The following is a 15,293-nucleotide window of genomic DNA, read 5'->3' on the forward strand; positions in this document are numbered from 1 at the left end:
TCCCCTTAAAAGATTAAGTTTACATTCATACCGAAAGTCCGAACGGTATTTAACTGTCCTGATTCGTACCAGGTTATATCCTGGCCGCCGGAAGACAGTTCAGACGGGTCTAATCCCTGTGGTGCTTTTTGCCAGATCATTACGGGATTATTGGCAAAAACAGACACTTCAATGGATCGCACGGGCAGGTTGCTCAGCATTTCATTGTTGAATGTATACCCGAACCGAAGCTCCCGCAGTTTGATGTAGGAAGCATCAACCACCCAGTCTTCATAAATATCATCACCGAGAACGCCGTTGTACAGAGCCTGGGGATCGACATACGCCGTAACCGGTTCTCCCGTAGATTCTGAGATTCCTTCAATTTTTACACCTCCGCCCTGGTCAATCGGTTCTCGAACGTTTACGCCGTTGTCATTTACTTCGGCAGTAAGCGGAGATAAGCCTGTTTTTACTGCAAGCAGTAAAGAACGGCTGAAGAACTGTCCACCGGCCTGGAAGTCGATCATCGCGCCGAGGCTGAAGTTTTTATAGCGGAAGACATTCATAAATCCACCGGTAAAATCCGGGAGAACGGATCCGAAATCATGAGTTGCATCCGTCCAGATGGGAAGGTTGTTGTCGTCCAGAATAATTTTTCCGGTTGCTTCGTCGCGAACATAAGCCTGGCCAACCAGCCTTCCATAAGCAGCACCTTCGTAGGAGTTCATGTAACTGGTTGTTCCGGAATAGGTTGTAGAACCGTGTGTGTATACATCAATATCTGGGTGAAGTTCAACCACTTCATTTCTGTTGAGGCCTAAATTAAAGGTTGCATCCCAGGCAAAAGACTGTGATTGAATGGGCGATCCGGAAAGGCTCAGTTCAATTCCTCTGTTTTCTATCAAACCTGCATTGATTGTGGCTTCACTGTATCCGCTGGCTCCTGAAATATTCAGATCAATAATCTGGTTTTCATTTTGCTGTTGATAGTATGTGAAGTTCAACTCCATTCGTCCGAAGAAATTCAAATCAATTCCTGCTTCGTAAGAGTGAGAAAATGAAGGTTTGATATTTGGATTGTTGATGGCATTGGGCACGGTTAAGGTATTCACGTTTCCATACACTGTGCCGACTCCATAAACGGGCGTTGTTTGATAGGGCCCCAGATCAGATCCGGCCTGTGCATAACTGGCACGGATTTTACCAAAAGCCAGAGGCTCCCAATCCAATAACTCACTGAATACAAAACTACCAGAAACAGACGGATACCAATAAGTATTATTGTCTTTTGGAAGAGTAGACGATTTATCACTTCGGATACTGACATCCACAAAATATGTATCCTGATAACCCAGTGATACCAAACCGAATCCACTCACAATTCTTTTTTCTGAAAGGTAGTTGTCAGGATCCGGCCGATCTAAAGAAGCATCAATATTATAGTAACCGGGTGACGTCAGGCCGCCTACGGTTTCCTGTCTCAGGTAAGAATAGTTGCTGTCAAAAACATTTCCTCCCACGGTAGCATCCAGAGAAAAATCAGCCCATCTTTCAGTATACTGAGCCAGTACTTCGTAGTTCATTTCCTGGCCTTCGTATTTTCCGATAAAGAATCCGGGAGTTTCCACACCGCCGGCAGCGGTTCTGCTTTCAATGTTTTGAATGTAAACATCTCCGCGAATGTGTCCGCTGATGGTCAGGTTTTGGAGAGGATTGTACTCAACTCCAACATCCCCGAAAATACGGTTTCGGCTGTCCTTGGTCGGGCTTTCATAGGCGAGAAAATAAGGATTTGACCAATAGGCAATAGTGGGGATTTCTCCCTCGTCCGGTATGCGGATATTCCAGTGGCTATAGGTGCCGTCTTCGTACTGATAGTTTTTCAGGTTTTTCATATCAAGACTGCGCTGGAACCATTGCCGGAAGTGCCGCGTACCGTAACCTGAACCCTGCGGCGGACGCTGGGCACTGTTTCTGGCATAATTTAAATTTGTAGTGAATCGCCATTGGTCGCTTGCATCAACACCGGCACTAATCCCTACATTATTTCGGTTCAGCCATGTGTTTGGAGACACTCCGGTAATCCGGGAGTCGTTAAAACTCAGGCGGTAATTGCTGTTCTCACTGCCACCGGAAACCGAGATTCCCTGGTTTGATTTATATCCTGTTTCAAAGAAATCTTTGATGTTATCAGGGTGGGGCTCAAACGGAGTGAGTTGTTGATAGCGCGGATCCTGCGGATAAAAACTGAAGTACTCGCGAACAAGTGTTCCGTCCATTCGGGGGCCCCAGCTTTCATCAGCATTTGTTTGCACATAGGGATCCCCATTTTCCAGCGTTGGGAAATCCAGAGAATAACCTGCGCCGTACAGATTTTGGAAATTCATAAAATTTGTAGCCTGTTGTATGGAAAACCCTGAGTTCAATTCTACTACAATATCATCCCGTCCCGCTCCTTTTTTCGTGGTAATCATCACGACACCATATTGGCCGCGAATACCATAGAGGGCAGATGCCGCCGGCCCCTTCAACACGTTGATGGATTCAATGTCATCGGGGTTAACATCCTGCGCAAGGTTTCCATAATCGGTACCAGCGCTACTTGCAAAATTGCCATTAGAAATGGGGGTGCCGTCTACAACAATCAGTGGTTGGTCTTCACCGTTTAGCGAGTTTATGCCACGTATTTTAATGGTTTGTGTTCCTCCAAGGCTGGCACCGGAAGAACCACTAACCTGAACACCGGCAATTTTTCCGGAAAGCGAACCGATCACGTTCTGTTCTTGTGAAATCGTCAGGTCTGAGCCGCCAATTTCTTGTGATGAATACCCCACGGAACGCTCATTTCGGGTGATGCCGAGTGCCGTTACAACCACTTCATTCAATTCCCGTGTGGAAACCGCCAAGTCAATATTTACAACAGTTTCTTCATCACCTGTTACTTCGATTGTTTGAGTCCATGTAGTATAGCCGATATATCTGGCCACCAGCTCATGCTCTCCTTCAGGGATGTTTCCAATTTCATAATTTCCGTTGGCATCTGTGGCGGTACCCACTCCCATGCCCGTAATTACAATATTCACTCCAACAAGCGGAACACCGGTGTCAGCATCTGTAACCGTACCGGTAACACTACCCTGGAATAGATCTTGTTCGTCTTCAGGCTGTTGCCCGGTTTCATAGATAATCAGTGTTCGTTTGTCATCACTAACCGTATAGCTGAGATTTGTGTTTTCAAGCAAATCATCGAGCACATCAAACACATTTTTGTTGCTTTGCCGATAGGTCACTTTAGTATTTGCAATTGTCCGGGTGTCTATGGAAATATTTACATCCAGTTCATTTGCAAGTTGATGCAGCACATCTATTAACTTGGCATCTTCAACATTCACCGAAACCCTGGGAGGAAGATCCTCTGATTGGCTGGCATAAAGTTGAGTTAGTTGAACCTGCTGGGCAAACTGGTAATTCGCATTGCCGTTTATCCGGGAATTCCGGGCGTCAGCGGGATTTTCCACTATAAAGAAACACAGAATTGCCAGAAGAACGATGCTCATAAGCGGCTTGTGCCTCCGGTTGGTCTGATTTGTAACGTTGTCCATCATTGTGTTATGTGTTTGGGGTTCGCGTTATCTTTCCATGTAACGGTATTATTTTCGAGTGAATAGCTAATACCTAATGTCTGAGCGATGATGTTAAGCACACCGGTCAGGTCTTCTCTTGACATATTGGTACTTAGAGGAAGTGTTTTTAGATATTCGTTATCAAAATGAACAGATACATTATACAGCCGTTCGATATAACGGCTTACTGTCCAGAGAGGATCATTATAAAAGAATAACTTGCCGCTGATCCAACTCAGATAGTTATCAACGGGAGTCTGTTCAATCAAAATTTCCCGGTTGTTGACGTTCAAAACACCAAGTGTATTTTTTGTGAGAATAGCTCCGTGGCCGTTTACATCTGTAGAATTTTTGAGAGATACCGTTCCTTCGGCTACAGCCACCTGGATATTTTGGGCGGTTTCATCCATTTTAACATTAAACTCTGTTCCCAAAACCTGAATGGCCGCCTGACCTGCCTCAATACGAAACGGTCGGTTTTTATCCCCGGCTACATCAAACCAGGCTTCTCCTGAAAGGCTTACAACTCTCTCATCGGGAGGAAAATGGTTGGGGATTTCAATACTTGAATTGGAATTGAGGCGTATTTGGGTGCCGTCCGAAAGAGTCACCAACCGGTGTTGATCTTGCTGGGTTGCAATGGTGCGTACCTTATTTGCCTGTTCGGTATCAACGGCACTGGCTTGTGATAGAACGCTAAAATATCCAACGCCTCCCAAAACGGCCGATATCAGAAACGCTACGGCAATGCGTATCGGCCAAAGTCGATGGCTCTTATCAAAAGATGTTATTCGGGTTTTTTTTGACGTGCGGATCTTGTTCAATATCTCATCCGTTGGAACATCCGGGTAAAGCAGCAGCCTGTCATCATCGGCATATTGCTGCATATCTTTATCCAGGCTTTCTTCAAAATAGAGTTTGCCCTCTTCTGTCTGGAACCAGCTTAAAATCTCTTCAATTTCTTCAAGAGTGCACTGGTTCCGGAAGTATTTTTTCAGAAGTTCCTTATCCAATTTTTTCCCGTTTATTCGCTGTCTTATAAGTCAGACACCCGGGAAGGGGAAAAGTATGGCGGATTTTTCAAAAAACTTTCAGAAGAGGATGGATCAGCCGTTACTTCGAGCTCTTATTTGAAGATCTGCGTGGTCATCCATGTATTGGCGGATGAACTTGGAAGCCTCGTAATATTGGGATTTCACCGTGTGAATAGTGATGCCGAGTTGTTTGGCAATGTCTCGGTTCGAAAGCTCCTGGAAAGTTTTAAGCTTAAAAATTTCCCGTTTTCCATCCGGAAGTTCATCAAGGCCGCGCGCCAGAATCTGCTGATATTCGGAATAGATAATAACATCTTCGGTTTTGTTGGATGATTTCTTCCTGCGCTGCTCAAGCTGTATATGTTTCAGCACTTTTCGTTTATGATTGCGGATCATGTTCATCACATGATTGCGAACCGACGTAAACAAAAATCCTTTGATGTTGGAGTGAACGGAGGTCCGGGCATCCCAAAGTTTGATAAACGTATCATGTACGGCATCTTCGGCCAGTTCATGGCTTTTCAGGTACTTAAAAGCAAAACTGTACAGTCTTTTGTGATATTGATGATAGAGTTTCTCATATACATCATTATCACCAAGCTTCAATCGCCTGATCGTAATTTTATCTTCAATTTTTGACATGATTTCGACAGAAAAAGAAATGATAGAGCAGATGGAATAAATCCGCTGAAATCCAACGATTGCAGAATAGTTAACGAATTGATAAAAATCCAACCTATTCTTTTAGTTATTTATTCCTGGTCGGGAATTCTACTTAAAAAGAAAGAATGTCTTTGCTGTTTATCTTAAAGCAAAAACGGATGAGGAGAAAAATTAAAACTCAAAAGATGGGTTTTTATCTTGCGTGAGGCGTTCTTGCTGTAACTTTTCCTGATACATTTTCTCAACGGTTTTGAGTGTATCTACATCTTCGGGGCCTAAATCCCAGCGGATCGCTTTGAGTCTTGGCAATCGCAACGTGTATCCCGCTTTCGTCCGCCTGTTTACCTGGATATCGTCGAACTCTATTTCCACTACCAGTTTCGGAATCAGACCGAGCGTTGGTCCGTACCGCTCAACAGTCAGTTCTTTTACTCTTTGGTTGATTTTTTTTAACTCTTCATCCGTATAACCGCCATACGCTTTCCCAATCGGAATAAATTCCTCTTCATACCGTTCATCTTCCTTGACAGAAATTCCAAGCGTAAAATCGGAGTAGGTTCCGCCGCGTTTGCCACTTCCGGCGTGGGCATACATCACGACCGTATCAAAAGAACCGCCGGGTTTTTTTACTTTTAACCACGATTTTCGGCGCTGACCATATTCGTATTTGCTCTCTTTATGCTTCAGCATCAATCCCTCATTACCATGCCTGAGTGCCCGATTGAATAAATATTCGATATCATCATTCCCGGAAATTTCAAACTGAACGGATGTCGGCAAACGATGTTTTTTTGATAATTTTTCAAGCAGTTTCCGGCGTCCCGGAAGTTTTAAATCAAAAATAGGTTTTCCATCCGTGAAGAGAAGGTCATAAGCGATAAAGAGCACCGGGTATTTTTCGAGGATTTTTTTGCCGGGTTTTTTGATTCCCATTCTTTTTTGAAGGAGTTGAAAGGGAAGGATGGTGTCGTCTTTATAAACACAAATTTCCCCATCAAATACAGTGGCCGGCATTTTTCTTTCAATAAAAAACGAGACGATCTCCGGAAAGGAACGGGTAATGTCATTCAGATCTCGTGAAAAGATTTGTACGGTATTTTCTTTTACGTGGACCTGTGCACGCATGCCATCAAATTTTTCTTCGGCAACATATTGCTCAATATGATCAACAGATCGACTTTCGATTGGCGATGCCAGCATAAATGAAAGCGGATGAAACAGCTTGAACCGGGCTTCATCAAGCTGATTGTGTTTTGCCAGCACGGCTGTTTTTCCGATGCTTCCGGTAATCATATGGGCGTAGCGGACATCCTCACGTTTCTTCTTAAAAGCTTTTGCGATGGCGGCTACCACGCTCCGTGTTTCAAACCCGATTCGAAGTGATCCCTGGCTGAGCATTCGAATAAAATATTTGATCTCCACTGGTGTCATCCGGCTCCAGGTTTCCCAAAGAATTTTTTCTTTGTCGGCCCGGGAAGAGACCGCATAAAGCTGATCAAAAATTTCGTCAACTTGTTCAAGTGTCAGGTTTCCGGGAACTCTTTTTTCGATGGCTTCGGGAATGTTGTTCATCAATCGTTCAATGGTTTCGGAACTGCTTCCCGTTGCTGTACGGCATGGTTTGAAAACGAGATCGTAATCAATTTCACAGAATTTGGCAGCCGCCAAAGCGCTGGTCCGGCTCCCGACGGATGCCCGTTTTCCACTCACTTCTTCAAACGCACCCTCCGCCGTAAACTGGGCAGCAAGATGCAAATCCCGGTCAGACGGTAACCGACGAAGATATTCGGCAAAAGCCTGAATTTTGCCATTGGTACTCCGGGTCTGCCGAATGGTCTGAATGACCTTGCAGAGCGTATAAAAGTTGAAGTTTTCAGCATTCATAGCATCGGAGTGGTTCTGCGTTTTATTCAATCAACATGAACTTTATAGAGACCATTATTTCGATCCAGTTTCACCCGGTGATCATAAATTTCACTCAAATTAGCAGATGTAAGAATATCATTTTTTGATCCGTCAAACTCTTTTTTCCCATTCTTTATCAGAACAACTCGTTCAATTTCAGGGATCATTTCCTCGATGTGATGGGTAACGAGAATCAACGTTGTTCCGCCTTGAACGATTTTTCGAATCTGGTCCATAAATTTATGCCGGGCAACAAAATCGAGTGCGGTTGTGGGTTCATCCAGAATCAGAACTTCCGGTTCGGTTACCAAAGCTCTTGAAATAAGAACCCTTCTCACTTCGCCGGTAGACATTTTATTCAGCATTTTATCCGCCAGTTGTGTGGCATCCATCAGCGAGAGTGCTTTTTTCGCTTTTTCAATCATATATTCAGAAATATGTTGATGCGGGAAGAGCCGAAGACTCGAGAAAAAACCAGTGACAACAACATCCAAACCAGGAATATGTCCCTCTTTTGTGTTGTGCAGAAAACTGTTCTGCAGATCACTGGAAACGATACTCAACTTCGACTTCAACTCCTCTAATACCCAATGATCTTTGCCAAACATACGTACAGGCGGTGCCCCTTCTTTATTGGCAATCGGGTAAATTTCCTGTGTAATGAGCTTAATAAATGTCGATTTTCCGGAGCCATTCGGGCCGGCAATCGCAGTATTTTCGTTCATTTGAATGGTCAGCGAAAACTGGTCGAGGATGTGAATTCCTTCGCGCCGAACCGTTGCATTTTCCATCTCAAGGATGGGAGGCTGGCGATGATCGTTGTTAATCTTCATAAATGGATGTTCTTAATCTTCCTCATTCATTTCAATATCAATATGCCCGGCGTTAATGTTTTCTTTTTCAAGGTAATGTTGTACCACCGCCGGATTTGGAGTGTGTGTGATATAAACTTTTTTTGGGTTGAGCTGTTTGCAGAAATCAATCAGTTCAAAAAAATCAAGATGGTCTGAAAGGGGGATTAATTGATCAACCGTAAGTTGTGTTCGCCTCGATTCGTTAGACGCCCATCCTGAGCAATATGCAATTCGTTTGTTTGATACGTTCGATGCAAATCCATTCGAAAGTGCCGATGACGGACAAATCAAAATTTTGCCCTCGCAGGTATCACGATCGTACGTTTCATAAGGGCCAAGGTGGATGCCAAATTTTTCATAAACCGGGCACATTTTATACCCGGCGCCGTGAATCATGATCGGATGGTTCAGAGGTGCAACAAGATGCATCAGTTCCTGTGCTTTGCCTAAATTATAGGCCAAAAAGATGGGAGTATGATTTTCAACAAGAGCCGCTTTAGCGAACGTGCGGACTTCTTCGGCAAGCTCATCATTGGTTTTCCATCGGTAGATCGGCAGACTGAATGTGGCTTCGGTTATCAGGATATCGACCTGTTCCGGCGCTTCAAATCCTTCGGTTGCCGGTGATGGCGGTGTTCGAAAATCGCCAGTGTAGAGTAGGGATTCATCATCCGTTTCAATATAAATCATGGCGGAGCCGAGAATATGGCCTGCGGGATAGATTCGCGCCCGGAATCGGTTGGATTCAATGGTTTCGCCAAATGACAGGGATTGTCCATTTCCGTTGTAGCCTCGTAATCTCATCAACTCCAGCGTGGCTTCGGAAGCATAAGCAGGAGTGTTACGATTTCTCGGCATATGATCGGCATGGGCATGGCTTACAAACACATAATCTGCTTTTGGATGATACCCGTCCAACGCAATGTTAAGCTCTGGAAAATAAAGCCCTTGATAGCCTGATTTTTGAATTTTCATTTAAATGTTATAGTAGCTTCATAACGTCAGTTTGAGTGTAGTTTCGAGGAAAAAGAACACTCGATATTGCGCTCAACATGACGTTTAATTCAATACATTAGAAATTGTGTTAAGCCGAACTCATTCGCTCTATCAAAAGGTAACAAAGGAGAAAGAGAATAATTCCGATTGAGATGAGATTGGCCGCCACAAATCGGATTTTCTTATCTATTTCATCTGCAAGTTTAAGGATTGTTTGAGAGGCCTGTGGCCACATCACCAAAAGCTGTCCCAATAAATAGACGATTAAAAGTGACCAAATCGAGAAGAACAACTCTACCCAGGAAAACGGAAAGAACGATAACACCAAACATGGAATGGTAAACAGAAAGAAATATTTCAAAACCTTTCTCCAGATTGCCGGCGTGTGATCTTCGGAAGACACGGTTAACAGGTACTCTTTAACGGATTGAGTTTTAAAAAGCAGGTAAACTCCATAGCTGATCAGCATGGTGCCGAGAGCAATGTAATAGGCCGTAAACCATTTTGCTGAAAAGTATTCCATGAGGTTTTGGATTATGAGTCATTACGAGGAGGAGCGGAACGACGACGTTGCAATCTCCAAACTTTTTAATGTTTCGGGATTGCTGCGCTTCGCCCGCAATGACTTATTTAATAATAACTTAGTCAAATGAAATTATCCGCTCATCTTATGGTAAATCTTCTTCCGGAACGTCAGGCTCTTCATCCTTTGGGTGCAGAATTGAGAAGATGACGGATATCGTCAATGTAACCACAATCACACCCAGCGTGAACAGTGTTGGAATATGGATCACATTTTCCAGGAGCATTTTCGAGCCAATATATACAAGGATAAAGGCAAGTCCGTAGTGCAGGTAGTGGAAGAGTCTCATCACGCCGGAAACTGCAAAGTAGAGTGCACGCAGTCCCAGAATAGCGAATGCGTTGGCGCTGTAGATCAAAAAAGTATCGCGGGTAATGGCCATAATGGCGGGAATGGAATCCAGCGCAAAAACGATATCGCTCGTTTCAATTACAATGAGAACCACAAACAGCGGTGTGGCGATGATTCGTTTGCCCCGTTTTATAAAGAAATTGGGACCATGTATTTTTTTTGTGATTGGCAGAAATCGTCTCACCAATAACAGTACCGGATTTTTTTCGGGGTGAATTTCCTTGTCTTTTTCAAGCCCGAGTTTGATTCCCGTAAAAATCAGAAAAGCGCCGAATATGTAAATAATCCAGTGGAACTGTTCGAGCAGGGCCACGCCTACAAAAATAAAGATCAGGCGAAAGACCAGAGCACCAAAAATTCCCCAGAAAAGAACCCTGTGCTGGTAGATGGCATCGACACCGAAATAGGTGAAAATCAGCAGGAAAACGAAAATGTTATCGACGCTCAGAGATTTCTCAATAAGATACCCGGTAAAATAATCGAGGGCGGGCTGCGAACCCATGAAATAGTAAATCCCAACGCCGAAAATAACGGCCTGGGCAATCCAGATGCCGGTCCAGATAAGGCTCTCTTTGATGCTGATTTCGTGGGGTTTCCGATTGAAGACTTTAAGGTCTACGATCAGCATTGCCAGGATGAAGACGTTGAATAAAATCCAGAGGGTAAGGCTATGGTCCATCAATTCATTGAATCGTGATTTTCAAAAAAAGAAAGGTACGGGATTTTGTGTTCAGGATTAAATGAATGTAGAGATGGGTGGGGGAGATTTAATAGAGCCATTGCAAGCAAACGAAGAGAGAGCTACCATCGCCAAACGTTTATTGCCGGGAGATTACTTCACTCCGTTCACAATGACTTACTTTCGAGATAATTCAAGTATTTCGCTGGGGCTGCGAAATCATTCAATCAACACACGCTTTTCCGTGGTTTTCAAAGATTTTGGAATGGAGCTGCAGATGGAATCTTTAAACGCGCCGATGATGGTTTGCTTGAGATGCTTTCGTCCAAAAATGAGGCGAAGTTTTCGCGATGGAACGGGGTCTTCAAACTCTTTAATCACAGCATTTACACAGCTACCGTCAAACTCCTGGATGGCTGTCCAGGGCAGTAAAGTCATTCCGAAATTCTGCTCAACCAGGCGTTTCAGGGTTTCAAGGTTTCCGCTTTTGAACTCAATTCTCGAGTGATTCCTTTTGTTGGATTCCTTGCACAATTTCACAGCCTGATCTCTAAAACAATGCCCTTCATTCAGAAGCCAGATATTGCTTCGATCCAAATCATCCACAGAAAGTTTCTCTTTATCAATAAGCGGGTGATTGTGAGAGAGATATCCTACAAACGGTTCCACAAAAAGATCTTCCGTGTAGATAAAACTTTGGCTGGTTGGCGTGGCGATAATACCGGCATCCAACTGGTCATTTCCTAATCTTTCAAGGACTTCCTGGGTCAATAACTCTTCAATAATAATATCAACCTGGGGATATTTTTTCAGGAAAGACCGTAGAAACAAGGGAACCAGGTAAGGGGCAACCGTCGGAATAATTCCAACTTTAAAACTGCCCTTAAGTTCATCTTCTTTAAAATTGGCGATATCAGACAACTGTTTCGATTCCTTTAGAATCGTTTTGGCCTGTTCAATCACTTTTTCCCCGATTTCGGTCGGGATAACGGGAGATTTGGAACGATCAAAAATGGTGATGCCAAGTTCGTCCTCCAGCTTGTGAATTTGCATGCTGAGTGTTGGCTGGGTAACAAAACTTTTATCCGCCGCCGTGGCAAAATGCCGGTATTTATCAACGGCGACAATGTATGAGAGTTGTGTAAGTGTCATGAAGAATCTCTAATCTGATTCAGTAAACAATCTAAAAAGTAAGAAATACAATGCAATTCTTAAGATCGAAATAAAATCACTCAGGAAAAACAAAAGATGGAGAATGTTCCGGTTTACTGACTTTCAAATTTTTACAGGCAGGATTTTGTTTTTGATGATGAACACGTTTTGCATCTTTACGTAAATATTAAATCAACAGAAATCAGAAATATGCACACAGCAACGAAACACCTGATTATTTCCGGGCGCGTTCAGGGAGTTGGATTCCGTTATTTTACCTATCGCAGTGCAAAGGGATTGGGAATTAAAGGATGGGTTCAAAATCTGCATGACGGAACGGTGGAGACAGTACTGGTTGGTTCTCATGAAAACATTGAGAAAATGATCGGTAAGTTGAAAGAGGGGCCGCCGTCTTCGAGAGTTCAAAACATTGAAGAAGTAGATGGACAAATAAACGCCGAAAATTTCAACGACTTTTCCATTCGAAGATGAGGCTTTTTATTTCTATTGATTTCCCGGATGATGTTTTAGCCGAAGTTCAATCCTGGCTTCCGGAGCAGAAAGCGTGGAAGAAAGCTAAGAATCATCAGATGCACCTGACGCTCGCATTTTTGGGTGAATGTACAGATGCAGAAAAAGAAGCGATTCATCAAAAACTATCTGCTATTGAGTTCAAACCTTTTTTGGTTACCATCAGCGGGTTAAGTGCATTTCCGAATGAATCGGCTCCGAGAATTATCTGGGCCGGCGTTCAGCCAACCGATTTGCTTATGAGTTTACAGAAAGAAATATCCGTTCAGTTACAGGATTTTATCAAATCAAAGAAGGAGCATTCCTATATCCCGCATATCACACTGGCCAGGAAGAAATCACCCAAGGGGATTAATCACATCGTAAAACAAAATTTGAAACAGGAAACGGCTGATATTGAAGTAAAGGTAGATGCTTTCCATCTGAAAGAAAGTATTTTAAAACCGTCGGGAAGTGAGCACCAGGTTCTTCATCAATACAAAGCCGAACCCGGTACATAAATAAGGAATTATTGACGTTGGGATTCTAATAGAAATAGATTTCCAAATTGTCTATAATATTCAATGGAAATTGTAAATGCCCGGACTGAGGGATGCCGAGATTTCAATAGAAAAGCATAGAAATCGACAAGAGAAGGTTTAGAGGTTTTCCTGATTATTGAAGAGCCATCACCATTTCAACAGGTTGTTTACAGTCTCTTGAAAAAATAAAATCCCAAAAACCTCATCCCTATGACATCCCAAAAAAATCTCACCATCTTTTTGTTGACTGCCTTTGTATTGATGTTTTGCAGTTGTAATTCAAGCTCGGAAGAAAAAGCAGAAGCCCAATCCGTTCAGAATAGTTCTGGTTCAGAAGAACGTACGCGAGCTACAAATTCTGTATACGAAACCATTGATGATGGGAACCGCCTCTCGGAAAATTCTTTACGATCTCAGCTTCCGGAAGCGATATTGGATGCTACAAAAAGTGGCGAAGCTCATTTTGAAGAAAGTGAACTTCGCGGTGGAATGTATGCCAGAATAAGCCAGACATATAATGATTCGCAAAGCCAATCCAGATTTTTCTTAGACATTAGTGATTATGCCGATGCTCAAAATTATATTAACAGTGTACAGGATGGGTTAAGGATTCAGAATTTTGATTTTTCCACGACTACTCAAAATGACCGGGGATGGTATATTACCGAGTCTTTTGAATCACGTGGAGAGGATGTAACTTCACGAACGCTGAATGTGAAAAATCCACGCTTTACGATTGAACTTCGGGCTGCGCCGCAATTAGGGAATGAGGTAGCAACTTTTGAACGTTTAATGACAGCGTTGGAAGACGTAAATTTACTGGATTTGATGGAACTCGAAATTCCCCAGGGTGATGTTGAAACGCCACAGGTTGCGGCAGATAACAGAAATGATCTGGTTTGTGATGACCTGCTTCCTGTTGAACAGGTTCGAAGCTTTTGTGATATAGACGGAGTAGAAGTAAATGTGACCAATTTTGAACAGCAAAAAAATTGCAATCGCCAATATTCCCATCCTGATAATTTTGGCGGACTCACGTTTATTGTGACTCAATATTCCAACAACGAAACGGCTGTCATTGCGGTACAAACAAAGCTTAATGATGAGGATCTTGAGTCTGAAGAAATCAGCAGTTTGGGGGATATCGCTTCTCTTGTAAATGTTGAGGGAGATTTGTTTCTCAGTGTTGCACACAATAACTATTTGGTTGAACTTCGATCCGCTTATGGAATGGGACCAACCGAAACGGCTGCTGTTTGTTTAGATAGTGGGCAGTTGAGTACTCTGGCGAACGATGTAATCGCAAAATTGCCGTGATATTTACTACTCATTTTTAAAATTAAAAGTGAATCTAAAATCAGGTCGATTTTTTTAATGATTGAATCCGTCACATTTCGACTTCGTTCTAACTCAACAAATGTCGAAACTGCGTTCAAACTGACGTTCATTATTGCTTTATCCTGAACTCGCGTTAATTAAAAATTCCATCTATCGAATGTCGGGAAGAATGATTATCCTGATAGAATCAACTTTGGCAATAATCCAAAATAGTTGAATGAGTAAAGTTGGAATTTTCTTTATGTCGATTCTCATTTCTATAATTCTTGGATACAGTTTATTACTTGGAGTGATGTATCTCTTTCAAAATAAACTGATTTTTCTTCCGTCATCTGAACTTATTGTCACCCCGGAAAAAGCGGGCCTCCGCGGCGAAGATGTTTGGATCAAGACCAAAGATGGTGAACAACTTCATGGCTGGTTTTTCCCGAATGAAGCAGCAGAGTATATCGTTGTTTTGTGCCATGGAAATGCGGGGAATATCAGCAACCGGATTGATATTGCGAAACTGCTGAATGGGATTGGTCTTTCTGTACTTCTTTATGATTACAGGGGATATGGCCAAAGCAGCGGCAAACCGAGCGAAGAGGGAGTTTATACAGATGTTGAGTCTGTAGTGTATTTTCTAAAAAACGAAAGAGGATATTCAGAACATCAAATGATTATGTATGGCCGGTCAATGGGCGGAGCTGTGGCCTCGTATGCCGCTACAAAGTTTGATGTCAGCGGGTTGGTATTGGATTCGGCATTCAAAAATCTGAAAGCGATGGTCAGGGATTTGTACCCGTTTGTTCCGGCATCTCTGGCAAGGTTCGAACTTCCAACAGAAGAGTATCTAAAAGAGATTTCAGATATTCCCGTGATGATCATGCACAGTCCAAGGGATAGTATCGTGGGCATTTCTCATGGTCAGCACCTGTACAGGATTGCCAGGGAACCAAAGAAATTTGTGGAATTGCGTGGCGGCCATAATGACAATTTTCACACATCTACTGATATTCACAGCAAGAGTTGGATAGAATTTGTTCGGTTAATCCGCGATCGCGAGGAAGCAGAAGCATCAGGTATGGGTTTATAAAAC

At 43.0% G+C, this 15,293-nt stretch carries 13 protein-coding genes; 4 read left to right on the forward strand and 9 right to left on the reverse strand.

Annotation, left to right across the window (positions count from 1 at the left end; translation table 11 throughout):
• Nucleotides 1-5: 5 nt before the first annotated feature.
• The 9 genes from L0B18_RS06825 to L0B18_RS06865 form a co-directional block, all read right to left on the reverse strand.
• Nucleotides 6-3,587: a SusC/RagA family TonB-linked outer membrane protein gene (locus L0B18_RS06825; protein WP_234570642.1), complete on the reverse strand. Its 3,582-nt coding sequence runs from the start codon at nucleotides 3,585-3,587 to the stop codon at nucleotides 6-8.
• Nucleotides 3,584-4,618 (reverse strand): FecR family protein, encoded by a 1,035-nt coding sequence (locus L0B18_RS06830; RefSeq protein WP_234570644.1) that lies wholly within the window; start codon nucleotides 4,616-4,618, stop codon nucleotides 3,584-3,586. The genes L0B18_RS06825 and L0B18_RS06830 overlap by 4 nt, the downstream gene beginning before the upstream one ends.
• A 93-nt stretch (nucleotides 4,619-4,711) precedes the next feature.
• Nucleotides 4,712-5,374, reverse strand: a complete 663-nt coding sequence (locus tag L0B18_RS06835) for an RNA polymerase sigma factor (RefSeq protein WP_234570646.1) — start codon at nucleotides 5,372-5,374, stop codon at nucleotides 4,712-4,714.
• A gap of 99 nt (nucleotides 5,375-5,473) precedes the next feature.
• Nucleotides 5,474-7,216, reverse strand: coding sequence for an ATP-dependent DNA ligase (locus L0B18_RS06840; protein WP_234570647.1), 1,743 nt, complete (start codon nucleotides 7,214-7,216; stop codon nucleotides 5,474-5,476).
• A complete protein-coding gene (locus L0B18_RS06845; protein WP_234570649.1) occupies nucleotides 7,213-8,040 on the reverse strand; it encodes an ABC transporter ATP-binding protein in 828 nt (275 codons plus the stop codon). The genes L0B18_RS06840 and L0B18_RS06845 overlap by 4 nt, the downstream gene beginning before the upstream one ends.
• 12 nt (nucleotides 8,041-8,052) lie before the next feature.
• The gene (locus L0B18_RS06850; protein WP_234570651.1) at nucleotides 8,053-9,036 is read right to left on the reverse strand and encodes a hypothetical protein; all 984 of its coding nucleotides are present in this window, start codon (nucleotides 9,034-9,036) and stop codon (nucleotides 8,053-8,055) included.
• A 109-nt stretch (nucleotides 9,037-9,145) separates the two neighbouring features.
• A complete protein-coding gene (locus tag L0B18_RS06855; RefSeq protein ID WP_234570653.1) occupies nucleotides 9,146-9,580 on the reverse strand; it encodes a hypothetical protein in 435 nt (144 codons plus the stop codon).
• 145 nt (nucleotides 9,581-9,725) lie between these two features.
• Nucleotides 9,726-10,670 carry a TerC family protein gene (locus L0B18_RS06860; protein ID WP_234570655.1) on the reverse strand — a complete coding sequence of 315 codons (945 nt, stop codon included), beginning with the start codon at nucleotides 10,668-10,670 and terminating at the stop codon, nucleotides 9,726-9,728.
• A 219-nt stretch (nucleotides 10,671-10,889) separates the two neighbouring features.
• Nucleotides 10,890-11,822 carry a LysR substrate-binding domain-containing protein gene (locus L0B18_RS06865; RefSeq protein ID WP_234570657.1) on the reverse strand — a complete coding sequence of 311 codons (933 nt, stop codon included), beginning with the start codon at nucleotides 11,820-11,822 and terminating at the stop codon, nucleotides 10,890-10,892.
• 210 nt (nucleotides 11,823-12,032) lie between these two features.
• Between L0B18_RS06865 and L0B18_RS06870 the strand changes: the two genes are divergently transcribed.
• The 4 genes from L0B18_RS06870 to L0B18_RS06885 all read left to right on the forward strand — a co-directional run bounded on the left by L0B18_RS06870 (nucleotide 12,033) and on the right by L0B18_RS06885 (nucleotide 15,290).
• Nucleotides 12,033-12,314, forward strand: coding sequence for an acylphosphatase (locus tag L0B18_RS06870; RefSeq protein ID WP_234570659.1), 282 nt, complete (start codon nucleotides 12,033-12,035; stop codon nucleotides 12,312-12,314).
• Entirely contained in the window at nucleotides 12,311-12,853 is a 543-nt protein-coding gene (gene thpR, locus L0B18_RS06875) for an RNA 2',3'-cyclic phosphodiesterase (protein WP_234570661.1), read from the forward strand. Before L0B18_RS06870 ends, thpR begins: the two co-directional genes overlap by 4 nt.
• 231 nt (nucleotides 12,854-13,084) lie before the next feature.
• The gene (locus L0B18_RS06880) at nucleotides 13,085-14,191 is read left to right on the forward strand and encodes a hypothetical protein (RefSeq protein WP_234570663.1); all 1,107 of its coding nucleotides are present in this window, start codon (nucleotides 13,085-13,087) and stop codon (nucleotides 14,189-14,191) included.
• A gap of 238 nt (nucleotides 14,192-14,429) precedes the next feature.
• Nucleotides 14,430-15,290 carry an alpha/beta hydrolase gene (locus tag L0B18_RS06885; RefSeq protein WP_234570665.1) on the forward strand — a complete coding sequence of 287 codons (861 nt, stop codon included), beginning with the start codon at nucleotides 14,430-14,432 and terminating at the stop codon, nucleotides 15,288-15,290.
• Nucleotides 15,291-15,293 lie beyond the last annotated feature (3 nt).

The organism is Rhodohalobacter sp. 614A, assembly GCF_021462415.1.
In the GTDB taxonomy this organism is placed as follows: domain Bacteria; phylum Bacteroidota; class Rhodothermia; order Balneolales; family Balneolaceae; genus Rhodohalobacter.

What these genes read in the sequence shown, in the direction of transcription:
- L0B18_RS06825 (WP_234570642.1), bottom strand. Translation starts at nt 3,587, where the DNA reads ATGATGGACAACGTTACAAATCAGACCAACCGGAGGCACAAGCCGCTT.
- L0B18_RS06845 (WP_234570649.1), bottom strand. Translation starts at nt 8,040, where the DNA reads ATGAAGATTAACAACGATCATCGCCAGCCTCCCATCCTTGAGATGGAA.
- L0B18_RS06850 (WP_234570651.1), bottom strand. Translation starts at nt 9,036, where the DNA reads ATGAAAATTCAAAAATCAGGCTATCAAGGGCTTTATTTTCCAGAGCTT.
- L0B18_RS06855 (WP_234570653.1), bottom strand. Translation starts at nt 9,580, where the DNA reads ATGGAATACTTTTCAGCAAAATGGTTTACGGCCTATTACATTGCTCTC.
- L0B18_RS06860 (WP_234570655.1), bottom strand. Translation starts at nt 10,670, where the DNA reads ATGGACCATAGCCTTACCCTCTGGATTTTATTCAACGTCTTCATCCTG.
- L0B18_RS06865 (WP_234570657.1), bottom strand. Translation starts at nt 11,822, where the DNA reads ATGACACTTACACAACTCTCATACATTGTCGCCGTTGATAAATACCGG.
- L0B18_RS06870 (WP_234570659.1), top strand. Translation starts at nt 12,033, where the DNA reads ATGCACACAGCAACGAAACACCTGATTATTTCCGGGCGCGTTCAGGGA.
- thpR (WP_234570661.1), top strand. Translation starts at nt 12,311, where the DNA reads ATGAGGCTTTTTATTTCTATTGATTTCCCGGATGATGTTTTAGCCGAA.
- L0B18_RS06880 (WP_234570663.1), top strand. Translation starts at nt 13,085, where the DNA reads ATGACATCCCAAAAAAATCTCACCATCTTTTTGTTGACTGCCTTTGTA.
- L0B18_RS06885 (WP_234570665.1), top strand. Translation starts at nt 14,430, where the DNA reads ATGAGTAAAGTTGGAATTTTCTTTATGTCGATTCTCATTTCTATAATT.